Source organism: Acinetobacter sp. IK31 (genome assembly GCF_035615195.1).
Lineage (GTDB): Bacteria > Pseudomonadota > Gammaproteobacteria > Pseudomonadales > Moraxellaceae > Acinetobacter > Acinetobacter calcoaceticus_C.
In genome coordinates this window covers 1-23,344 of record NZ_JANBOB010000030.1, presented here as the reverse complement: position 1 = coordinate 23,344, position 23,344 = coordinate 1, and the positions used below count along the sequence as shown (strand labels likewise).

Genomic DNA, 23,344 nt, shown 5'->3' with positions numbered 1-23,344 from the left:
ATTGAGCAATTTTTTGAACTCAATGCCATTTCATCTATGTATAAAATTTGCCAAGCAGGACACCAAACCAAATATCAAAGCACTCAGGCCAATAACTTGAAAGAAAGTTGATAAACTTGCATCAAAATATAGAACAGCGATACTTCCGATAACAGCTGCAATAATCATTCTGATGGTACCAGCTAAGATAGGGCCTAATAATCGTTTTGAACCTTGGCCTGCAAAATAAAGAGCCATACCTATACCTATTGCTCCGTAAAAAGGCGCAACATGTTGCAAATAATTTGTTCCAGTCTGAAGAACAGATGGATCATGACTGAAAAAACCAAGCCAAATGGAAGGAAAAATACTAAAGAAAAGTCCTATTGAGCCAGTAATAAGAAATGTAATGAAAACCCCAACCCATGTGATATGACGTGCTCTTTGAAATTGTCCAGCTCCATAATTAATACCTACCATGGTCATGATTGCTGAGCCGATACCGAACATAAGCGGAACTTGCACGTAGTCTAGTCGGGAAGCAATACCGTACCCAGCGATTGCATCAGAACCAAATTGACCAACTAAGGTTGTTATGATAACAACGGTTAAATTGAGTTGGATTATTCCAATAGCAGATAGTGAGCCAATACCAAGAATATCTTTGAAGAACTGAAAGTTGATAGGCTTGATCGATAATTTGATAATGCTATGTGTTGCTCGCATGTGCCTAATTAAGCATATGATGGCAAAAATATAATAACTTAAGACAGAGAGCCCAGCTCCAGCGACGCCAAATGCAGGAATGAATCCCCAACCAAAAATGAAAATAGGTGACAGGGGTAAAAGTAGTACTCCACCTAGAAGCGTTATGCGGGCCGGAGTTTTTGTATCACCTGCACCGCGTAATGCGGCTGAGAGTAGGGCTACAGCCCAGATGAGCGGTGAACCCATAAAAATAATATTGGAATATTTGAGGGCTGCATCTAAAGCTAAGCCAGTAACGCCCATTAAGTGATATATCATCTGGGCTGAGGTGAGCATAACAATACTAAAAACTCCTCCCAAAATGCCAGCAAGAATTACACCATGCCAGACAAGGGATTGGACATCTTCTGATCGACCTGCTCCAGAAGCCCGAGCAATTGCTGAAGCTAGTCCTCCACCAAATCCACCATTCGCAAGCATTTGCATGAGCATAAGAATTGGAAACACTACGGCTACGCCAGCTATTACATCCGTTCCTAGGGAGCTAACAAAATATGTTTCTAGTAATCCAATCAGGGTTTGTACAAGTAGAACAGCTATGGTGGGTAACGCCAGTTTTAGCATTACTTGGGGAATTGGTCCGTTTAAGATCGCATGATTTAAATCATGTGTATTTAACGGCTGGCGTACTGATTGTTCCCGCATAATAATTCTCGCTTTATAAACTGCTTGTCATAGAGGCAATAGGGATGCTTCAAAATTTTTGAGGTTGCCAGCCACCACCCAGTGATTTGTAAACTGCTACAGCTGCAAGGGCTGAATCAGTTTGTGCTTGAAGTTTTCTATCTGAAAATTGCAAAGCACTCGAATTTGCTTGTAATACTTCTATTTGACTGTTAATTCCTTTTTGATAAGCAATTAAAGCGATTTTTTGTGCGTGCTTTAGTGCATTTTCTCCATCTTGAAGTGCTACGAGTTGTTCTTGTCGTTTAGATAAGGTTGATAGCGAGTTTTCTACATCTTCTGCTGCATGTAAAACGGCTAACTGGTAGGCTGCAAGCATTTCGGCTTCTTGCCCCTTAGCTAAGCGAATTTGTGCATTAATTCGACCAAAATCAAATAAGCGCCAACGCAAGCCTAATAAGCCAGCAGCTTGATTGGCACCACTTGAAAATAGGTTTCCACTTGCTATGGTTGAACTACCAATTAAGCCGCTTAAGGAAATCTTGGGATAGTATTCTGCAATCGCACTGCCAATACGTGCATTTGAAGCTGCCAATTGTCTTTCAGCCATGATGAGATCTGGGCGTCTACTTAAAAGATCGTGAGGTGTTCCTGTTTCTGTAATGTTAGGAATAACAGGAATTGGTTTTACTTCCGCTAGTTCAGCTTGGTGAGTTCCTGGTACGGTTCCAAGCATGACGTCGAGTGCATTCATGGCAATGTCTAGATTCATTCCAAGTGCGGGAACTACAGCTTGAACTTGAGCAACATTCGCTTTAGCTTGTTTGACCTGAAATTCAGATGCCAATCCTTTGCTATATAAAAGTTGAATAATTGAAAGAAGTTTTTGTTGCGTTTGTAATTGTTGCTGGGCAATGTCTAATCGAGATTGTAATCCTCGAATATTAATATAAAGATTTGCTGTTTGCGCTGCGACCATTAAACGGACTGCTGATGCGCCTGCATTCGAAGCCTGATAGTTTGCTAGAGCACTTTCACGGTCTCTTCGAAGACCTCCGAAAATATCTAATTCCCAAGTGGCACTGAGGTTTGTCTCATAAGAACTACCATGTCGGTCAAAATTAGGCATTGAATTTAAAACTTGCCCCAGTGGAGTGTCAACGGATTGGTAAACTTTAGCTGCTTGCGCGTCAACAGTACCTATTGGGCGTAAAGAAGCATTGACTGCCGATAAGCCTGCTTGGGCTTGAGTTACACGGGTATATGCTTGGGTCAGATCAAGATTTTGTTTTAATGCTAATGTGACATATCGAGTAAGTTGAGGGTCATTAAAGCTTTTCCACCATACTTCAATATCTGCTTTGGTTTCGTCACTTGATGAGTTTAATGGAGCGCCAATGTATTGCTCGGGTAGCGATATATTGGGACGTTTATAATTAGGACCTACAGTACAAGCAGCAAGAATGCTGGTGAGTATTGGTAAGAAAACGATAGATCTAGATAACATATTTTCCCCAAGGCGAGATTTTGAACAATGGTTTAATTGTGACTATAATACAATTTAGTCACTTGTTGTCAATATCAGGGGCCAAGAGTTAAACTACGACTTTCACACAAAGGTTTGAATTGAAAATATGAGTAAAGAAAAAAGTAGTTATCCTGTTTCAAAGCGAGGACCGGAAGATCATGAGGTCAGGGACCAAATCGTGGTTGCTGCTACAGAGCATTTCAGCCGCTATGGTTATGAGAAAACTACAGTTTCTGATCTTGCAAAGTCTATAGGCTTTTCTAAAGCTTATATTTATAAATTTTTTGAATCTAAACAAGCTATTGGCGAGATGATATGTGCTAATTGCTTGCGTGAAATTGAAGATGAAGTTAATGCTGCCATTCAAGAAGCTGAATATCCTGCTGAAAAATTAAGAGTGTTGTTTAAAGTAATTGTGGAAGGGAGTCTTCGTTTATTTTCGCAAGATCGTAAGCTCTATGAAATTGCAGTTTCTGCCGCCTCTGAGAAATGGGATGCTACAGTTGCTTATGAAAATCGAATTCTTAAAGTACTACAAAATATTATTCAAGAAGGTCGTCAAGCTGCTGATTTTGAAAGAAAAACACCAATTGATGAAGCAGTTAAGGCTATTTATTTAGTTATGAGACCTTATCTACATCCATTACTTTTACAACATAGCATTTCATATAACGCTGATGCTCCAGTGCTGCTTTCTAGTCTTGTACTGAGAAGTTTATCGCCATAATAAATTTGTGACTATTGACTAAATTGGTCACTTGATTAAAAATGAGTCTCCTGATTAATTTCTTCAAGGGGGGGACTCTAATATGCGTTATCGTCGCCTTATTCCATTTGCTGCAATATATTTATTTCCTTTTTTCTTGCTAGGTTGTGCTGAAAATACACAATCTGACCCCCGTACTTCGGCACCCTTAGTACGAGTCGCAACTGTGCAAGAAGAAATTACTTCTGACTCAAGAGCATTTACAGGCACGATAGGCGCACGGGTAGAAAGTGATCTTGGTTTTCGTGTCTCTGGCAAAGTAATCAAACGGTTTGTTGAAGCAGGTCAGACGGTAAAACGCGGACAGTTACTGATGCGTATTGATCCGGTTGATTTAGAACTTGCTGCCAAAGCTCAGCAAGAAGCTGTAGGCGCAGCTAAAGCACGTGCTGAACAAGCAGAAAAAGACGAAGCTCGATATCGTGATTTGCGTGGAAGTGGGGCTATATCTGCTTCCGCCTATGATCAGATTAAGGCAGCAGCAGATACGGCTAGAGCACAGCTAAGTTCAACGCAAGCTCAAGCTAAAGTTGCATTAAATGCCAGTCACTATGCCGACTTAACAGCCGATGGTGATGGCACAATTATGGAAACACTGGTTGAGCCGGGGCAAGTTGTAAGCGCGGGTCAAACAGTAATTCGTTTAGCTCATTCTGGTCAAAGAGAAGCGGTTATTCAGCTTCCTGAGACCTTACGCCCTGCAATAGGAGCTATTGGTCAAGCCACTCTCTTTGGTAAAGAAAATATAAGTGTCCCAGCTAAACTTAGACAGTTATCAAATACAGCAGATCAACTCACTCGAACTTTTGAAGCACGTTTTGTATTAGACGGAGATTTAGCAAATGCTCCTTTAGGTTCAACCGTCACTGTACGTATTGGAGCTAAAAATCAGAGTCCACAACATTTTTTACAAGTGCCCGTGGGTTCCTTACTTGATAAGGGTAAAGGGGCTGGGGTATGGGTAATTAATGGAAAAACTCAAAAAGTAACGTGGCGTTCTGTTGTGGTTAAACAGGTTGATGATGAATATGCATATGTAACTGGCAATATTCAAAGTGGAGATCAAATTGTTGCTCTAGGTGCACATTTACTTCGAGAAGGCGAGTTAGTCCGTATTACTACATCACAGGCAAAAAATCCTTCAGTTAGAAATGAAGGAGGGCGCTCATGAGCGAGAAAGGTTTTAATCTGTCGGCTCTTGCTGTCCGTGAACGGGGTATCACGCTATTCCTGATTTTTCTGATTTCAATTGCAGGCATCGTTGCTTTTTTTAAATTGGGTCGAGCTGAAGACCCAGCTTTTACAGTGAAGGTCATGACCATTGTGACTGCTTGGCCCGGTGCAACTGCCCAAGAAATGCAAGATCAAGTCGCTGAAAAAATCGAAAAACGGATGCAGGAGCTGCGTTGGTATGACCGAACAGAAACCTATACCAGACCAGGGCTGGCTTTTACCACACTGACCTTACTTGATAGTACGCCACCTTCTCAGGTTCAGGAGGAGTTTTATCAAGCGAGGAAGAAAGTAAATGATGAAATGAGCAATTTACCAGCTGGTGTAATTGGACCGCTGGTTAATGATGAATATGCAGATGTAACTTTTGCATTATTTGCTCTGAAGGCAAAAAATGAAGCACAAAGATTATTGGTGCGTGATGCAGAAACCATAAGACAGCAATTGCTCCATGTGCCTGGTGTAAAGAAGGTCAATATTATTGGTGAGCAATCTGAACGTATCTATATTGAATTTTCACATGAGCGCTTGGCAACATTAGGCGTAAATCCACAAGATGTATTTGCTGCACTGAATAATCAGAATGTACTTACTCCCGCGGGTTCCATTGAAACCAAAGGTCCTCAAGTTTTTGTCAGATTAGATGGTGCTTTCGACAAACTACAAAAGATTCGTGATACGCCGATAACTGCCCAAGGTCGTACTTTGAAATTGTCAGATATTGCGACTGTTAAACGTGGTTCTGAAGATCCAGCAACTTTCATTATCCGCAATGGCGGTGAACCTACCTTACTGTTAGGGGTAGTCATGCGTGAAGGATGGAATGGATTAGATCTAGGTAAAGCCTTAGAGAACGAAGTTGGCTCAATCAATGAAGATTTACCTCTTGGCATTAGTTTGAATAAAGTCACTGATCAAGCGGTTAATATTAGCTCGTCAGTAGATGAGTTCATGCTTAAGTTCTTTGCAGCATTGCTTGTGGTCATGTTTGTAAGTTTTATCAGCATGGGATGGCGCGTTGGCGTTGTTGTTGCTATGGCTGTGCCACTTACATTAGCTATTGTTTTTGTGGTGATGTTGGCAACGGGTAAAAACTTTGACCGAATTACACTGGGCTCTCTTATTTTAGCCTTAGGACTCTTGGTTGATGACGCCATTATTGCCATTGAAATGATGGTCGTAAAAATGGAAGAGGGTTTTAGTCGTATCGCGGCGTCTGCTTATGCATGGAGCCACACGGCGGCACCAATGCTCTCTGGAACGCTGGTCACAGCGGTTGGATTTATGCCAAATGGCTTTGCTCGGTCTACGGCTGGTGAATATACCAGCAATATGTTTTGGATTGTCGGCATTGCACTTATTGCCTCATGGATTGTTGCTGTAGTTTTTACACCTTATTTGGGTGTGAAGATGTTACCTAATTTTAAAAAGGTCGAAGGTGGGCACAACGCAATTTATGACACTCCACGATATAACCGTTTCCGTCAAATTCTTGAACGTGTAATTGCTCGTAAATGGCTTGTTGCCGGCAGTGTTATAGGATTATTTGTTTTGTCAGTAGGTGGAATGGCATTGGTGAAAAAACAATTTTTCCCAATCTCTGACCGTCCTGAAGTCCTTGTTGAAGTACAAATGCCTTATGGCACGTCCATTACACAGACTAGCGCTGCTACAGCCAAAGTTGAAGCTTGGTTAGCTAAGCAAAATGAAGCAAAGATCGTGACTTCGTATATTGGTCAAGGTGCACCTCGTTTTTATTTCTCAATGGGACCTGAGTTACCAGACCCATCCTTTGCCAAGGTTGTGATACGAACTGATACGCAAGAGGAACGTGAAGCCTTAAAACATCGTTTAAGACAAGCTATTTCGAATGGACTTGCTTCAGAAGCACAGCTACGTGTAACACAACTTGTCTTTGGGCCATATTCGCCATATCCAGTGGCTTACCGAGTTTCAGGTCCTGATCCAGAAAAATTACGTGTAATTGCAGCTCAGGTTCAGCATGTTATGAATGCTAGCCCAATGATGAGAACTGTAAATACCGACTGGGGAACACGTGTACCAGCACTTCATTTCACCTTGGAGCAAGACCGCTTACAAGCAGTTGGTCTGACATCAAGCTCAGTGGCACAGCAACTACAGTTTTTGTTAACAGGTATTCCGATTACCTCTGTGCGCGAAGATATTCGTACAGTACAAGTCGTTGCCCGTTCTGCAGGTGATATAAGACTGGATCCTGCAAAAATTGGTGATTTCACACTCACTGGGGCAAATGGACAACGTATTCCACTTGCACAAATTGGCAAGATCGAAGTACGGATGGAAGAACCTGTCATACGCCGTCGAGATCGGGTCCCAACCATTACTGTTCGGGGAGATATTGCTGAAGGGTTGCAACCACCAGATGTATCTACAGCAATTACCAAACAGCTTGAATCCGTTATGAAAAATCTACCGAAGGGTTATCGCATTATTGAAGCAGGTTCTATTGAAGAGTCGGGTAAAGCCACTAAAGCGATGCTTCCTATTTTCCCGATCATGTTGGCAATGACTCTGCTCATTATCATTCTTCAAGTGAGATCTATCGCTGCAATGATTATGGTGTTTCTCACCAGCCCGTTGGGATTAATCGGTGTAGTACCGACACTTCTTTTATTTCAGCAGCCATTTGGGATCAATGCATTGGTTGGGTTGATTGCATTGTCTGGAATTTTGATGCGCAACACACTCATTTTGATTGGGCAAATTCAACATAACAAACAATCTGGACTAGATCCGTTTAATGCAGTTGTGGAGGCCACAGTACAACGTGCCAGACCCGTCATATTAACGGCCTTGGCTGCTATTTTGGCTTTCATTCCTCTGACTCATTCAGTGTTTTGGGGAACGCTGGCTTACACACTGATTGGTGGAACGCTTGCTGGAACGATTTTAACGTTAGTTTTCCTGCCAGCTATGTATTCGATCTGGTTCAAAATCGGAACTAAACCAACGGTTTAATGGTCAGATTCTCAAATTTAAAAATTATTGGAGTTCGTATGTCAAACTCACAAGTAGTGGTAATTACCGGTGTTTCATCAGGAATTGGTCAAGTCACAGCAGAAAAATTTGCTAAAAAAGGCCATAAAGTATTTGGAACAGTCAGAAATAAAGTAAAAGCCCAACCTATAGAAGGGGTTGAGCTCGTTGAAATGGATGTGTCTGATGAAGACTCTGTCCAGCTTGGGATTCATTCTATTATTGATAAGGCTGGGCGTATTGATATTTTAATTAATAATGCTGGAGCAAGCCTGATCGGTGCAGTAGAAGAAACCTCGATAAAAGAAGCAGAATTTTTATTTAATACGAATGTATTTAGTATTCTTCGTACCATACAAGCGGTATTGCCTTATATGCGAGTACAGCATTATGGAAGAATTATAAATATTAGTTCGGTATTGGGTTTTCTTCCTTCACCTTATATGGGGCTATATTCGGCAACCAAACATGCCGTTGAAGGGTTATCTGAATCTCTAGATCATGAACTTCGTCAATTTGGAATTCGCGTGACAGTTGTCCAACCTTCTTTCACTAAAACCAATCTGGATAAAAATGCGCCGTTGATAAGTGCAAAAATTCCTGAATATGACAATGAACGTAACTTAGCTACACAGGCCATATCGAATCAGATTAATCATGCCTCCCAACCGGATGGTGTTGCCGATACGATCGTTACAGCGGCACTGAATGATTGGCAAATGCGCCGTACACCATCTGGACAAGCATCTTTATTAAGTAAGTTACGTCGCTTCATGCCAAGTGGCCCTGTTGATAAAAGCATTAGAAAAACTTTTGGTTTGAAATAACTTATTTTTATCTTATAAAAACTAAGCATAAATTTTATGCTTAGTTTTTATTATTTTGAGTCGCTATTTAATTTTTGATTTTTAAATTCTGCCCATTCAATAAGTGCTTCCATTGAAGGGCCTAGTGCTAACCCTATTTCAGTAAGTTCATATTCAACTTTAGGGGGGACTTGTGGATAGACGGTCCGTTTAATGATCCCATCCTGTTCTAATTGTTTAAGTTGCTGAATCAGCATTTTTTGATTAACGCCTTCGATAAGTTTTTCTAATGCAGAGAAACGTAGGGGTTGTTTTGCTGCAAAAAGTTGACAAAGGATAATTATTTTCCATTTTCCTTCAATAGCTTTAAGGGCTTCAGTGGTGATTTTTGCCCATACTAGCCGCTGTTGAGGATCTTCACAATTCCAGTCACGTTCTGCTTTCATACTTACCTTTTAGGAATATACTTACTTTTTTGTGTGTACTTCCTATTATCTCAGCTTATCTTTAAACTTAAAAGTATTAACTGTATTAAACTTCTAAAAAGGTTGTTATATGAAAATAGGTATGATTGGTGTGGGTAATATTGGAAAGACCCTTGCACGTCTTTTAAAAGAAGCAGGCCATACTATATATGTTGCGAATTCTAAAGGTGTGGACGGTGTAAGAAAAATTGCGGATGAAATAAACGTAGAAGCAGTCGATATATATGGAGCTGTTAATTCTTCAGATGTTGTTATTTTATCAATTCCTCTCCCAGCTATAAAAGAATTGCCGGCAGATTTATTTTACTCAGCGCCTACAGATAAAATCATTATAGATACGAGTAATTATTATCCTGATTTCCGTGATCCGCATATTAAAGAAATTGGTGATGGAATGACAGAAAGTGTTTGGGTATCTAAGCAGATTAATCGTCCTGTTATTAAAGCTTTTAATAATATTTTAGCTTATTCACTTGCAGAATTAGGCCAAGTTGAAGGAAGTGAAAATAGATTAGCGATAGCGGTTGCTGGAGATAGTGTCTCTTCAAAAAATATTGTTATGAGCCTTGTTAACGACATAGGTTTTGACTCTGTAGATGCAGGGAATTTAGAGGATTCTTGGAGACAACAACCATGTACGCCAGCATATTGCTGTGATTATGATCAGCAAATGATGAGTAAAGGACTCACTATTGCTCAAAAAGGAGAGGCTCAAAAAAAGCGTGATCGTTTACCTGAACTCTTCTCAAGCTTAGGAGCCAATCCAACGCATCAGGATATTGTGCAAATGAATCGAAATTTAAATCCAATAGTCGATTAATTTTTAAGAATTATTTTCTAAAACTTAATTTTAACAATATAAAGGCTTATTTTTTTATAATGATTAAATAAGCCTAATTGTTGGAATTAATAAAAATTCCTTTATTTAATGGATTTGGTGGTAACTATCTAAGAATTAAAAACTTATTGGTCGTAAAATTTTGAATAAATAAAGATTTTTTTAGAGGGCAGATTAATGCTTTTCGATTCATGATTCCATAAATTAAATAGACATATTCTTGTGATGAACCAACTAATGCAAAAAGTTGATCTTGCTGATCAATACCAATAAGAATTTCATTGGTTAATTTTAACATATCAAAAGGTGAAGCATTTTTCTTGGCCTCAACAGATATATTGAAATTTTCAAAAGTTTTCTTGATATCAAGTAATGAATAATAGAAATTTTGCTGATTTCGTTGAGCTTGCAAATAAACAGCAATACGTTCTATATCTATTGGTTTATTGTGTTTTACAGCAACTGCTGAAGCAAGAATAAAAGAAATATTTGAAGTATTTGAGTCTATTGAGCCCACTTTAAGTTTAGAAATAGAACTCTGGATATTATCAGGTATATGTTTAACAGAAGCTGAGCACATATTTATTGACCTATAGACTGTAGTAGCTTGGGATGTATTCAGCCCTGCTAATAATGGTATAAAAATCATGAGTTGTTTTAATTTAAGCCTCATATCAAGCTTTATATGAAACTTTTTGCTTAACAAAATTTCAGGTTTCCGTAGCAGTTTTTAATACCTATCTGTCCAGAGTCAATAGGATTAATAATTAACTCTCTACCAACTAACCCTCCGAGTGCCTCGCCAAGTCCTACATCAATCCGCTGTTGTGTTTCGATATCCGTGAGTAAAACTTTAGGTAAGGAAAGCCACCATCCAGGTTGAGCGGCTACAGTATTGTCGAAAGTTCCTGTACTTATTTTTTGCCAACGGATGGCCTCTTTTTGTAAGGACAATGATGCGTCACTAGTAGGGATTGTTCCTGCTGCATCTTGGGCTAATAAAATTTCATGGAAACCAGATAGAGGATAATCTTTTAATGTGGCATTACTTAGAGTTAAACCTAAAGGTAGATCTAAGATACCTAATACACTTAGAGGACCAGTTTTAGCTACTACATTATCCAGCGTTGCTGATGTAGCGCGGTTAAGAATAAGCTGTTTGTTATAATCATTAATATGTGCTTCTGTAGAGATCAATCCATTTGCAATCACTACATTCTTCAGAACAGTATTAGTAAGCGTTAAATTCAAATCACCAGATAAAGAGTTAATTCCTGCTGTGTCATCAGCTAATGTTGTTAAATCTGTATTTGATCCCAATCCAAGTTTGCCTAATATTCCTAATGCTCCAAGGCGAAAGCCAACAATTTCTCGAGTAGAAGCACTGTTCGGCGATTTTATAGCAAACTCGATAAAAGGATTAGTAATAACGGCATCTGATCCTGCATAGCTACCATTTACGGGGAGGACACCTGCTAAACTAATATTTTCAATATCAATGTCACAACCCACTCCTTTAGTCCCACCGCAACCTAGCTGTAAACGTTTAATATTTGCATTTAACTCTACTTGTGCTTCCATTCCGAGACGATAAAAACCTACATCTGTATTTGGATTACCATTTTGATTAGCTGCAATATTGGTTAGATTAAATAATGCTTGGCCCGTTACACCAGATAAACTTTTGTCATCTAAGCGATTAAGTTCGGCGTTTACAAGAGAACTGACCAACATCAATGGTATTGTAAATAACAAAGCCTGTTTTATACTTCTAAGATTGTTCATATCAGTTCCTTTGCTTAAAGATAATTAGGCTCAAGAGAAAAGTTAAAAATTTACTTTATGAGCCCAGTATCCTTTGCTTCACAGCCTTATTGTTTGAGTGTGATTCTAGGTAATTGTTTTGTTTAAGCATTCTTACTGAACAAAAATAGGATTTATCTTCTGGGGAGGATAAAACTACAGTAAAAGCATAATGTGTTCAGTGCACACATTATGCTTATAATATGTGCGCGGTGTCAACATGTCGTCTATACAATCTCAAAAGTCAAATTATCATCATGGAAATGTACGTGAAGAATTATTAAATGCAGGACTAGTTCACTTAAAAGATAATGATGCCGAGAGTCTTAGTTTTCGGGAAATGGCGAGACAAATTGGAGTAAGTGCCAATGCGGTATATCGGCATTTTGAAAACAAAGATAGCTTTCTGACAGCGCTGGCTGCAAAAGGGTTTCAGAGATTAGAAACGGAGCAAAGCCAAACGTTGCAATATGCTAATTCTCAGCCCGAGGCTTTGAAACTATTTGGTTTGGCCTATATCAACTTTGCAAAAAATAATCGAAATCTTTTCGCTTTGATGTTTAATCCTGAATTACAAAAGAATGAAGGACTTGAGTTAAAAGAAGCCGTAGATAGTACATATACTCAATTACATCAATTAACCGCTTCAATATTAGGTGTAGATGAAAATGATGCTCAAGTTGAAGTATTAGCAATGTTAAGTTGCAGCCTTGTGCATGGCCTTTCCCATCTTTTATTAGAAGGGCGCTTAGCTGAATCAGAAGAAAAAGCAAATAATTTAGTCTTGTTAATTATGAATTTTGCGACCAGTTTGCTTGCCGAAGCTGGTGTAGATAAACGTTAGAATATTGAATCTAAACTTATTTTTGCAGCCTAAAATTTCGTGGTGAGACGCCTTTCCAGCGTTTAAAGGCTCTGGAAAATGCTGAAACTTCGGAATAACCCAATTGAATAGCAACTTCTTCAACGGTTAAATTGGTTGTTTTGAGTAGGTCTTCGGCTAAGTCTTTACGAATGTCGTCAATAAGCTGTTCATAGGTAATTCCTTCAATTGCGAGATGGCGTTGTAAGGTTCTAAGGTTGACCTTAAGATGTGCTGCCATTTCATCAATTTTAGGCATTTGAGAGGGTTGTAGGAGTAAAATATTCCTGATCTTTTGGCTGTAGCTGCCTAGAGAACTTCTTCGCGTCCAAAGCTGTTGGCATTCTTCTTCATATCGTGCACGAATAAATGGGTCTGCTTGAGGTAATGGTAAATCAAGCAAACGGCTTTCAAAGATAATGCAGCTACGCGGTTGATTAAATTGAATGGGATAACCTGCCAATTCGGGAAATTTATCGGCATACACAGGTGCTGGTAAAGCAACATTAATGCTCATTACAGGAAACTGGATAGGCAAGACATCTCGTTGAATTGATATAACAGTTATAAGATCTCTTTCAACTAGAAAACAGGCTAAGTCATCAGGTAATTGACTATGGTCAAAAATCAGTAACGTATAGATACCTTCCTGAATAACTTCTAAATTGCAAAAAATGGAACTAAGTTGAAAGTATCGCATAGCAAAATGTAAGGCTTCTTTCATGGTCTGACTACTAAGAATGGCAAAACCCCATGCACCAAATGTGGTTGTATGGTGCCTTAGACCTGCTTCTATACTTAGAGGAAGTGTAGGGTCTAGCAATTTAAGTAAATTTCGAATCACTAAAAATTCTTGTTCTGCTTTTACCTCAAAGTGAGGTTGCGATAAATCATTTAAAGAAATATGTGTGTTTTCTATACAGACCTCAGGCGTTAGGCCATGTTGTTGACCCACCATAAGCAATATGCGAATAGCACTAAGACTACGAGGGAAATCCCAATATAATTGTATGGACATGCTTTAGGTGTCATCAAATGTCAAGTTTGTTAGTATAAAGTCATTCTGCTGATGTTCAAAACTTTATATCTTTTCGGATAAGGTCACATCCGATAGGGATATATAAAATGCTAAATGATAAAGATAGCAAACACGAAAGTTTAACGGCAGCCTTAAAAGCTTTATATGATCAAACTAAAGCAAAAGTTGGTGATGCAGACCTAGCACATATCAGAAATGTTGCCGCTTACTCTCAAGCTATTAAGGCGCGTAGTAATGAGTTGATCCAGCAAGGTGGAAAACCTAACGCCATAATGCGTGGCGCGATATTAGGTGCATTGCATACATTACTTGAGTTTTCTGAACTTGGTCATAACATCATGCATGGTAGTTATGATCATTTGCCAAATGCAGGTTCTTTCCATTCTGAACGTTGGGTTTGGAATTTTATGGTAGATCCTTATGAATGGCGTGTGATGCACCATCAAAATCACCATCCTTTTACGAATATCGTTGGCGTAGACCATGATTTGGGATATTCCTTTTTACGTATTAAGCCAGGTCAGCCATGGTATGGACACCATACTCTGCAACTTCCACTGTTGTGGGGCTTATTATTGACAGCACCTAATCTTGTATTTTCTCTTTTTACTGGAGCATCAGCTGCTAAAACAGAAGGTCGTAAAGTATTTAGTCGAACAGCCATTGAACAAACTTTAAAACTGACAAAAAAATATATTGCTCAGCATTTTTGGAAAGATCCTCTTTCGGTCTCTCCTCATCGGATATTGCCGACATTTTTTGGTAATTATCTGAGTACAGTTTTGGGCTATGATTTGACGGTTGCAGTCTTATTTTTGGAACACCATTCACCCAATGTTGAATTATTTAGTGACCCGGGATTGAGTGAAACAGAAGAAGAATATTTTCGCCGTCAAATTTTAGCGACAAGTAATTTTACGCCTTATGCCCAACTTGATCATTATTTTAAAACATTGTTGGAAGAGGAGGTTGAATTTGATAATCCACCTGCATTTGATGTGTTTTATGGTGGATTGGACACGCACTTAGAGCATCATTTGTTTCCAGATTTACCATGTAATCGTCAAAGAGAAATCCAGCCCTTTGTTAAAGAAATCTGTTTGCAGCATGGCTTGCCTTACAATGTTATGTCTCTTGAAGATGTTGTGCCAGAGATGATGGTCAATGTGCTCAAATTGGCGAGTCCTGTAGGCGAGCAAGAAAATGGAAATTTTTTAAAAATACTAAAAAATCCTAAGGAATTATTACGTCGAGTCGTATATGGAGCCCAATATAAACTGCCAGATAACATGACGTATTTAACTAAACCTCAGTTTTACAATGTACCTGTTAAGGTTTTAGCTGCGTTTCCGCAAGCAGGAAATCAGGCATTAATGATACGTTTTGAAAAACCTCAAGGATGGGAGAGCGTAACTTGGGAAGCTGGTGCATTTATTTCTGTACGGGTTGACGTCGAAGATGAAAGTCTGGTTCGACAATATAGTTTGTTAAGAGACAGTCACGAGGCTGATCATTGTTTGGAAATTGCCGTCAAACGTGTAGAGGCGGGACGTGTTTCAAATTATATCAATGATCATATTAAGAAAAATTCACATATGATTTTGGTAGGAGTACCGCAGGCCTCTCCCGATTTTATAATGAAAGAAGTACCTAAACAGATCGTTTTTCTTGCGGGCGGTGTTGGTATTACACCAATTTTGAGTATGTTACGTAAGGCACGACGTGAAGCTCCACATAGTCAAGTTAAGTTACTTTATTTTAACCGTAATGAGAGATCTATTATTTTTGAACATGAATTACGTGAAGTTGCCAAGTTATCTGGTTTTGATGTGCATTTTATATGTAATGAGATAGACCCTAATTATCCAATTTCAGGGCAGATGTATCAGGCGAAACTAAGTGCTGAGTTACTATCTAAAGTTGTTCCAGACATAACAGCACATGAAGTGTATGTTTGTGCTCCATCAGGATTTATTGCTGCCTCAAAATCTATGTTACTGGATTTAGGATTACCTGAAATCCAATTTCATACAGAGAGTTTTACCCCTCCCGTAGTTGAGCACCCAACTGATGGTAAAGATCATGTTATCCACTTTGCACGGAGTGGTATTGATATTGTGGTTGATGGAGGAACGACGTTATTAGAAGCTGCACGTTTGGCTGGTGTTAATATTCCATCGGGATGTGAAAGAGGGTTATGCCGTGCTTGTGTCTGTAATAAGCTACAAGGCGTTACTACTTTAGATCAATACAAGGCACAACCAGATTTACGAATTACCACCTGTAACAGTTTGCCTCGTTCGGATAAGTTGGTTCTGGATATTTAACATCTTTGAATATGGAATTATTAATTTAAAGTTTAAGAGTTAATCACCACAATAATAAAAACCAGCGTATGGCTTGCTACGCTGGTCTTCAATATTATTTAAACGAACTAACCTGAACGCTCAACTAACCAATGACTTATTTCAGGCCAGACCGCCGTAGGTGCTTGGCTTCCAGAAACGACACCCATGTGACCACCTGGTACGACCTTAAACGTTTTGTCTTGGCTGCTAATTAAATCCATGAGAGGTTTAACCGCTTCAGTGGTCACAATAATATCAGTACTACCACCCAGCGCTAACACCGAACATTTAATATCTTTTAGATAGGCTGTAAGTTCACCAAATTTCACTATACCATTCGATAGTTCATTATCAATCCAGAAACGAAGGATGATGTCACGCATGACTCCACCCGGATAAGCCAGCATGTTATCGATAAATGAACTTGCGGTTGCATGGTCGACAATAAATTCTCGGTTATCGAGATTTTTAAAAAGTTCCCAATACGTTTTTAGATTTCCAATTGGATCGGTTAATTTAAAGCCTAGAGTGTTTTGCCATCCATGAATATGAAACGCCTTACTTGGCACATGGTGGCGAATACGAAACGGCGTATGTTTGCGAACCCATTGTGCAGGTTTGGTTAAGCTGCCATAGAGTTTACCCATATAACCAGCTTTATGTGTATCAATAGGGGAAGCTAAAATAATTAGGTTTTTGATATCTTTATCTTTAAATAATGCGGTATAGCAGAGCGAAAGTGCACCACCCAAACTCCAACCATGTAAAGAAAGCTGTTGTTGACCACTGTGCGCGCGGACCTCTTTTAACATTTCAGGCATAAAAACTTTAATGTAGGTGCCGAAATTGTATTTTGCTTGATGTCGGGTGGGGATGCCCCAGTCAATCAAATAGACATCAAACCCTTGCTCCAAAAAGAATCGGACAAAACTACGCGTAGGAAACAAATCATAAATGAGCATGTTGACTGCTAACGGCGGAACAATAACTAGTGGTACGCGATGTTTTTGCGCAGAAGTATTCGTCTCATTTCTATAATGTCTTAAGCTAATAATTTCATGCTGATGAATCACATCAAATGGCGTTTTTCCTGACAAGGCAATTTGAGGACCTCTAAAAAATAGATCCGATGCATTAATCAGCATGTGAGGTATTTTTTGACCAGCACCTGTCTGAAGAGATTTTTTAATGGACTGTAGCTGTGGAACGTTCTGTCGAACTTTAAGCAATAAACTCATTGAATATAAAACCTATAAAGATGTTGCCCAGAACAATAACGAGCTGGTCTTTTAAGGATATTAAATGGAATGACAGCTAAGTTCAGTGACTTAAAAGACAGGATTTTCTGTTTAAGGTATCAAGGGGTAATTATTTCTAATTAAGAATATTTAAGGTTAAATATTTGAAATTAATAATTAAATTAATTTTATTGAATCATTTTATATAAAATATTTAAAAAATTAAGCTTTTTAAAAGAATAGTGAAAATTTATTGGTAGAGTAATTTTGTAAAGTTTGTTTGTGTTTTTTTTACATATTAAAAAATAAAATATAATTATTTTACAATTCTTTGGGAATGTAATTGGAAAGTAGTATATATGGAATTTGTATTTAATGGTTTTTATACACTAATTTCCGCGGTCATTGTCCTTTTATTGGGCCGCTTCCTTGTTAATCGAATTGATTTTTTAAAACGCTACAATATTCCAGAACCTGTAGCAGGCGGTTTAGTTGCTGCGGTCGTCTCGCTACTTGTCCATACCATATGGGGATATAGCATTGTTTTTAGTAGCGAATTACAAACCAGTTTTATGCTCGTATTCTTTGCTTCTATTGGCTTAAGTGCCAATTTTATGAAGCTTAAAGAAGGCGGTATGGCTTTGGTTATCTTCTTAGTCTGTGTAGCATCCTTCATTGTTGTGCAAAATGCGGTAGGCATGAGTCTTGCGACTTTGCTTGGCCTTGACCCACTTATTGGCTTGATTGCGGGTTCAATTACCTTAACAGGTGGTCATGGTACAGCAGGAGCTTGGGGGGAAATTCTAGAAACTCAGCATGGTATTCAGGGTGCTCTAGCTTTAGGAATGGCGAGTGCGACTTTTGGTTTGATTATTGGTGGTGTGATTGGTGGTCCATTAGCGAAATTACTCATTAATCGTTATAGCCTTGCACAACCAAAAACCAATGCTGAAATTCAACAGCGTGATGGTCATGTTGAGCAAAATTCTGATGACCTTGCTCCGTTTGAAAATCCACATCAAGTTCGTTTAATTACAGCCGATAATGCAATTACTACACTAGGTATGTTTGCAGCGTGTTTGGCATTTGCTGAATTTATGACAGGCTTTAGTAAGGGAACTTGGTTTGAGTTACCAACCTTCGTCTGGGCGCTGGGTGGCGGGGTAATTTTAAGAAACATCTTAGAAAGCGTGTTGAAAGTTGATATTTTCGACCGTGCGATTGATGTATTTGGTAACGCTTCATTGTCACTTTATTTAGCAATGGCATTGCTTTCATTAAAGCTTTGGCAACTTGCAGATTTGGCTGGGCCTCTTGTGGTGATTTTGGGTGCTCAAACCATTACAATGGCGTTATATGCGGCATTTGTGACTTTCCGTGTGATGGGCAAAAACTATGATGCAGCGGTGTTATCAGCAGGGCATTGCGGTTTTGGTATGGGGGCAACGCCAACGGCGGTTGCAAATATGCAAGCCATTACTAACATGTATGGACCGTCACATAAGGCGTTTTTAATTGTTCCGCTTTGTGGTGCATTCTTTGTCGATTTAATTAATGCGACAGTCATTCAGCTGATGTTGAAATTCGTTGTTTAATCAAAAAAAGCCCGTAAGGGCTTTTTTTATGAGTGCCTATTTATGAGTATTAAGATAAAGAGGTATCTCGTTCATACATATAGGCTCAATTTTTATTTTTAGGATGCTTTTTCTCAAAACTAATAATCGCCCTTAAACATGGTTTCACATAGAATAAATTGCAGATAAATAAAATGAGAAATGTATGAGCTCAGAAGCGCATTCAATTAGCTTAGTTGCTCCCGTGGTTTTATTGGCGGCTGCTGTAATTGCAGTTCCTATTTTTAAACGTATTGGTTTAGGTTCGGTATTAGGTTATTTAATTGCAGGCCTAATTATTGGCCCATTCGGTTTTGCTTTTTTTCAAGATTCTGCCGCAATTTTACATATTGCCGAGTTGGGAATTGTGATGTACCTATTTCTGATTGGTTTGGAAATGCAGCCGTCACATTTATGGAGCCTTAGACGCGAGATTTTTGGCCTTGGCACACTACAGATCATCATTTGTGCACTGGCTTTGACTGGCGTCGGACTGTTATTTGGCTTTACGTGGCAAGTTGCTTTTATTGGTGCAGCAGGATTTGTATTAACGTCGACTGCTATTGTGATGCAGTTATTGGGCGATCGGGGTGACTTGACTCAGCCTCGTGGGCAAAAAATTGTAGCCATCTTATTATTTGAAGATTTACTGATTGTACCATTGCTCGCTATTGTCGCTTTTATGGCGCCTAACCATGTTGTCGAAAGCACATCTGTACGTTTAGAAAATATAGGAATTGGTTTAGTCGCAATTGCAGGTCTTATTGCCGCAGGTTATTGGTTACTTAATCCATTATTTAGACTCTTGGCGGCTGCTAAAGCCCGAGAAGTAATGACTGCTGCCGCATTATTGGTGGTGTTGGGTGCAGCGTTACTCATGCAAGTCAGCGGTTTGTCTATGGCGATGGGTGCTTTCTTAGCGGGTGTGCTTTTATCTGAATCGACTTTTAGACATCAAATTGAAGCTGATATTGAACCATTCCGAGGAATTTTACTGGGCCTGTTTTTTCTTGGGGTTGGCATGTCCTTGGATTTATCAGTGGTTGCTCAAAACTGGCAGCTCATTGTCAGTGGTGTAGTTGCTCTAATGTTTGCCAAAGCGCTTATGATTTATATTGTCGCCCGAATAACGAAAAGTCCTCATACTGAAGCGTTGGACCGCGCCTTACTCATGGCTCAAGGCGGAGAGTTTGCCTTTGTACTTTTCTCTGCCGCGCTAAGTGCCCAAGTCATTGACGGTACAATTAAATCTAATCTTACCGCTATTGTTGTGCTTTCAATGGTGTTGACTCCAATTGTCGGTATTATTTTTAAACGGTTTACTCAATTTAAAGCGAATGTTTCATTAGAAAACGTCAATATTGCCGAGGGATTAAGTGGTAGCGTTTTAATGATTGGATTTGGACGCTTTGGACAGGTCACCAGTCAATTATTATTGGCAAGAGGGGTAGATGTCACCATTATTGATAATAATACGGACATGATTCGAAACGCTGAAAAATTTGGTTTTAAAATTTATTATGGCGATGGCTGTCGTTTAGATATTTTGCATGCTTCTGGGGCTGCAACAGCACAAGCGATTGTGGTGTGTGTAGACAGTAAAGAGACAACCAATAGAATTGTAGAACTCGTCACTCATGAATTTCCTTTAGCGAAATTATTAGTCCGTTCATATGATCGCGAGCACTCACTGCATTTAGTCAAACAAAAAGTAGACTTTATGATCCGTGAAACGTTTGAATCTGCGATTAAGTTTGGTGGTGTTATTTTACAAGAACTTGGTGTGGATGAAGATGAAGTAGAAAGAATTACCGAAGAAATTCGAGATCTTGATAATGAACGCTTTGAAACTGAAATCGCAGCAGATGACGTAAATGCGGGAGTTGGTATGCAATATACACATACGCATCCCCGACCAACAGCACCATTGATTCGACCAAAACGGGAAGGGCGGATTTTAAATAAAGAAGATAGCTCAGATAACGATTCTTGATGAGTATAAAGTTCAGTAGAAGTTCTGTTTAGAAGAACTTCTACTGAACAATAAACCTGATGCGCCTATCAATCAAACCATCTTAACTGAGTGAGATTAGATTTTTAGTCACATTATAAGCCCGACTACAAATGCTCTAAAGCTGTGCCTTTAACTGGGTTTCTACGCCAGTAATAAGGCTGCAAAAATCTAAGAAAAAGCTTCCACGGCGTGATCCAAGCGATGCGTCGGTTGGCTTTTTTATTTTGAATCATTTGTTTTGCTAAATAACTACAAACAATTTCTGGCGGGTCAATCACAAAGAAAAATAACCGTTTCATCTTTTTCCAGTTTTGGATGTTTCCATTGGTCCACGAAGAAACTAAAAGGTCTGTTGCAACCATGCCGGGGCTGAGTGTGCCAGTTAAAATGGGCGTCGATTTTGTCTCTTTATAAAGCGCTTTACTAAAATAACTTACGGCCCGTTTTGTGGTTGCATAAGGCGTCATGCCTGCACTCCATTCGCCGTTGCTTCCCCAACCTTCCATATTAAAGATTTGACCATAACCTTGTTTAAGCATTCCCTTTAGAGCCACTTGTGAGCCCAACATCGTGCCTAAAATATTAGTTGAAACAGCCGCGTTTAACTCTTCTGGTTGAAGGTCAACAAACTCTTTGGTTGGGTGACAGCTTCCTGCATTATTCACCCAGACATTGACTTGCCCAAAATGCTCAATTGCACCATCCCATAGGATTTGCATATCAGACACTTGAGTCACATCGCAACACAGACCAATGAATTTTTCTTTATTGAAATGAGTTTCTAAATGAGAAAGCGCATGCTTAAGGTGCTCTGGGTTACGTCCAGCAATGACAACAGAACATCCAAGATCTAAAAAAGCATGGGCAAGGGCTAAACCAATACCTTTTGTACTGCCTGTAATGACCACACTGCAAACTTCAGTTTTGGGTAAACTCATTGCACTCTCTATATAAAATCTTTAAAAAAATAGTTACATGAATGGCTGTAAGTTAATTTTGCTCACTTAATAAGATGAGATAGACAATAGATAAACTTATCATCGAAAGATTCATTACGATAGGGTTGTAGGGCAAGATCAGGGTAGAGGGTATTAAAAAACCAATTAAAAGAAGCAGTCCAAGCAAACCCAAAATACTTAAATAGTGAATATATTTATGTGCAGTAAAGAGAAAACATAAACCAAAAATCATTTCGGCAATACCACTTGCGTGGCCTGCAAGTTTCGCATGTTCTAAAGACAATCCCACCCATTGCCACACAAAGATTTCATCAGAATTAAGAAAAAGAAATTTAGGAACGAGACCTTGATAAAACCATAAAAAGGCCAGCACAAGGTTTATAAATTTGAAAATATTAATATTTTTCATGGAGGTACTCTAAAACTTTAAAATGTATATAATTCATATTCGTTATGGTAGGGTAGAAGAGGGACGCCTTGTGCGTGCTGGAGTCTAACCAGTCTGTCAACCCTCTTTTGCTCTGCTACCATTTATTTAAAACCATCAAAATCAGCAATATGCTGCCTTGTAATAAATAAAAAATACAGTTAAATATGCATCTTAAAATAAATTTTTTTTAAATGTTTAGCAGAACTAACATTCAGCTTAATTAATGATTAGTTAAAGTATCTAATTAAATGAAAAACAATAATTATTTAACCAATTTCTAGCCAATATCACATTGACACTCTAAACCCTGCCGATTATTCTTTGCCTGCTGGCCTACATCGCCAGCCGGTTTTAGCAGACCGAGAGCGTATAGCACATCAAAAAAGCAATTTTTTGGTGGCGAACTCGTTCGTCCCCCTTCGTAGCGGTAGGGTGATCTGACCCCATAAAGTTGGACAGTTAATTAAGCAGTTTTTAAAAACTGATTTCTATATTGTACAGGGGATAAACCTTGTAGCTTCACTTTGATTCTCTCATGATTATAATAATGAATGTACTCTTTTACAGTTTTCTCTAATTCATCAATTGATTGAAATTTTTCACCATGAAAGCATTCCGATTTTAATATTCCAAAGAAGCTTTCTATTACAGCATTATCCAAACAATTTCCCTTACGAGACATACTCTGAATTAAACCATGTTGCTTTAATTGCTGCTGGTAATGGGCCATTTGATATTGCCATCCTTGATCGGAATGGAGAATTGGTTTTTCATGTCGCTTAAGTTTAGCCAAAGCATGAATGAGCATCTCTTTTACTAACTCATAATTGAGTTTGCGTTGGATTCGGAACGTAATAATTTCCCCATTAAATAAATCTATAATTGGGGATAGGTAAAGTTTTTCACCATTCACATTAAATTCCGTTACATCAGTTGCCCATTTCTGATTTGGCCGATTTGCTTTAAATTGCCGTTGTAAAATGTTATCAGCCA

Annotated in this window: 19 protein-coding genes; 9 read left to right on the top strand and 10 right to left on the bottom strand. The window is 38.9% G+C overall.

The genetic code is table 11. From position 1 onward, the window contains the following. Positions 1 to 30 precede the first annotated feature (30 nt). Together MSG66_RS13555 and MSG66_RS13550 are read right to left on the bottom strand one after the other, a co-directional pair. On the bottom strand, positions 31 to 1,392 hold the full coding sequence (locus MSG66_RS13555) for an MATE family efflux transporter (RefSeq protein WP_324654389.1): 1,362 nt from the start codon (positions 1,390 to 1,392) through the stop codon (positions 31 to 33). Between the two features lie 49 nt (positions 1,393 to 1,441). Continuing rightward, positions 1,442 to 2,878 carry a TolC family protein gene (locus MSG66_RS13550; RefSeq protein WP_324654388.1) on the bottom strand — a complete coding sequence of 479 codons (1,437 nt, stop codon included), beginning with the start codon at positions 2,876 to 2,878 and terminating at the stop codon, positions 1,442 to 1,444. 127 nt (positions 2,879 to 3,005) lie between these two features. Here MSG66_RS13550 and MSG66_RS13545 point away from each other — a divergent pair, with 127 nt between their 5' ends. The 4 genes from MSG66_RS13545 to MSG66_RS13530 all read left to right on the top strand — a co-directional run bounded on the left by MSG66_RS13545 (position 3,006) and on the right by MSG66_RS13530 (position 8,743). Next, positions 3,006 to 3,626, top strand: coding sequence for a TetR/AcrR family transcriptional regulator (locus MSG66_RS13545; RefSeq protein ID WP_324654387.1), 621 nt, complete (start codon positions 3,006 to 3,008; stop codon positions 3,624 to 3,626). Between the two features lie 82 nt (positions 3,627 to 3,708). Further along, on the top strand, positions 3,709 to 4,836 hold the full coding sequence (locus MSG66_RS13540; protein WP_324654386.1) for an efflux RND transporter periplasmic adaptor subunit: 1,128 nt from the start codon (positions 3,709 to 3,711) through the stop codon (positions 4,834 to 4,836). Then, complete coding sequence (locus MSG66_RS13535) at positions 4,833 to 7,898, top strand: efflux RND transporter permease subunit (protein ID WP_324654385.1); 3,066 nt, start codon at positions 4,833 to 4,835, stop codon at positions 7,896 to 7,898. Before MSG66_RS13540 ends, MSG66_RS13535 begins: the two co-directional genes overlap by 4 nt. Positions 7,899 to 7,936: 38 nt before the next feature. Continuing rightward, entirely contained in the window at positions 7,937 to 8,743 is an 807-nt protein-coding gene (locus tag MSG66_RS13530; RefSeq protein ID WP_324654384.1) for an oxidoreductase, read from the top strand. Between the two features lie 50 nt (positions 8,744 to 8,793). Here MSG66_RS13530 and MSG66_RS13525 read toward each other — a convergent pair whose 3' ends face one another. After that, positions 8,794 to 9,168: a winged helix-turn-helix transcriptional regulator gene (locus MSG66_RS13525; protein ID WP_262472447.1), complete on the bottom strand. Its 375-nt coding sequence runs from the start codon at positions 9,166 to 9,168 to the stop codon at positions 8,794 to 8,796. Positions 9,169 to 9,277: 109 nt separating this feature from the next. Here MSG66_RS13525 and MSG66_RS13520 point away from each other — a divergent pair, with 109 nt between their 5' ends. Next, complete coding sequence (locus MSG66_RS13520; protein WP_324654383.1) at positions 9,278 to 10,027, top strand: NADPH-dependent F420 reductase; 750 nt, start codon at positions 9,278 to 9,280, stop codon at positions 10,025 to 10,027. Between the two features lie 124 nt (positions 10,028 to 10,151). Here MSG66_RS13520 and MSG66_RS13515 read toward each other — a convergent pair whose 3' ends face one another. Both MSG66_RS13515 and MSG66_RS13510 read right to left on the bottom strand, forming a co-directional pair. Then, positions 10,152 to 10,625 (bottom strand): hypothetical protein, encoded by a 474-nt coding sequence (locus MSG66_RS13515; RefSeq protein WP_324654545.1) that lies wholly within the window; start codon positions 10,623 to 10,625, stop codon positions 10,152 to 10,154. A gap of 119 nt (positions 10,626 to 10,744) precedes the next feature. Further along, complete coding sequence (locus tag MSG66_RS13510; protein ID WP_202741612.1) at positions 10,745 to 11,830, bottom strand: hypothetical protein; 1,086 nt, start codon at positions 11,828 to 11,830, stop codon at positions 10,745 to 10,747. Positions 11,831 to 12,068: 238 nt separating this feature from the next. Between MSG66_RS13510 and MSG66_RS13505 the strand changes: the two genes are divergently transcribed. Continuing rightward, positions 12,069 to 12,692: a TetR/AcrR family transcriptional regulator gene (locus MSG66_RS13505; RefSeq protein WP_324654382.1), complete on the top strand. Its 624-nt coding sequence runs from the start codon at positions 12,069 to 12,071 to the stop codon at positions 12,690 to 12,692. Positions 12,693 to 12,708: 16 nt separating this feature from the next. Here the strand turns inward: MSG66_RS13505 and MSG66_RS13500 are convergent, their stop codons facing one another. Next, entirely contained in the window at positions 12,709 to 13,728 is a 1,020-nt protein-coding gene (locus MSG66_RS13500) for an AraC family transcriptional regulator (protein WP_324654381.1), read from the bottom strand. Positions 13,729 to 13,835: 107 nt separating this feature from the next. On the opposite strand from MSG66_RS13500, the gene MSG66_RS13495 reads away from it, so the two are divergent. Then, a complete protein-coding gene (locus MSG66_RS13495) occupies positions 13,836 to 16,076 on the top strand; it encodes a fatty acid desaturase (protein WP_324654380.1) in 2,241 nt (746 codons plus the stop codon). Between the two features lie 107 nt (positions 16,077 to 16,183). On the opposite strand, the gene MSG66_RS13490 is transcribed toward MSG66_RS13495, so the two are convergent. Continuing rightward, positions 16,184 to 17,335, bottom strand: coding sequence for an alpha/beta fold hydrolase (locus MSG66_RS13490; RefSeq protein WP_324654379.1), 1,152 nt, complete (start codon positions 17,333 to 17,335; stop codon positions 16,184 to 16,186). Between the two features lie 359 nt (positions 17,336 to 17,694). Here MSG66_RS13490 and gltS point away from each other — a divergent pair, with 359 nt between their 5' ends. Further along, positions 17,695 to 18,930 (top strand): sodium/glutamate symporter, encoded by a 1,236-nt coding sequence (gene gltS / locus MSG66_RS13485; protein ID WP_133972622.1) that lies wholly within the window; start codon positions 17,695 to 17,697, stop codon positions 18,928 to 18,930. 184 nt (positions 18,931 to 19,114) lie between these two features. Further along, a complete protein-coding gene (locus MSG66_RS13480; RefSeq protein WP_324654378.1) occupies positions 19,115 to 20,941 on the top strand; it encodes a monovalent cation:proton antiporter-2 (CPA2) family protein in 1,827 nt (608 codons plus the stop codon). Between the two features lie 125 nt (positions 20,942 to 21,066). On the opposite strand, the gene MSG66_RS13475 is transcribed toward MSG66_RS13480, so the two are convergent. The 3 genes from MSG66_RS13475 to MSG66_RS13465 all read right to left on the bottom strand — a co-directional run. Continuing rightward, positions 21,067 to 21,900 carry an SDR family oxidoreductase gene (locus tag MSG66_RS13475; RefSeq protein WP_324654377.1) on the bottom strand — a complete coding sequence of 278 codons (834 nt, stop codon included), beginning with the start codon at positions 21,898 to 21,900 and terminating at the stop codon, positions 21,067 to 21,069. 52 nt (positions 21,901 to 21,952) lie between these two features. After that, positions 21,953 to 22,330 carry a DoxX-like family protein gene (locus MSG66_RS13470; RefSeq protein WP_192454124.1) on the bottom strand — a complete coding sequence of 126 codons (378 nt, stop codon included), beginning with the start codon at positions 22,328 to 22,330 and terminating at the stop codon, positions 21,953 to 21,955. A gap of 484 nt (positions 22,331 to 22,814) precedes the next feature. Continuing rightward, the coding region (locus tag MSG66_RS13465; RefSeq protein WP_324654376.1) for an IS3 family transposase at positions 22,815 to 23,344 on the bottom strand (530 nt) is incomplete at its 5' end.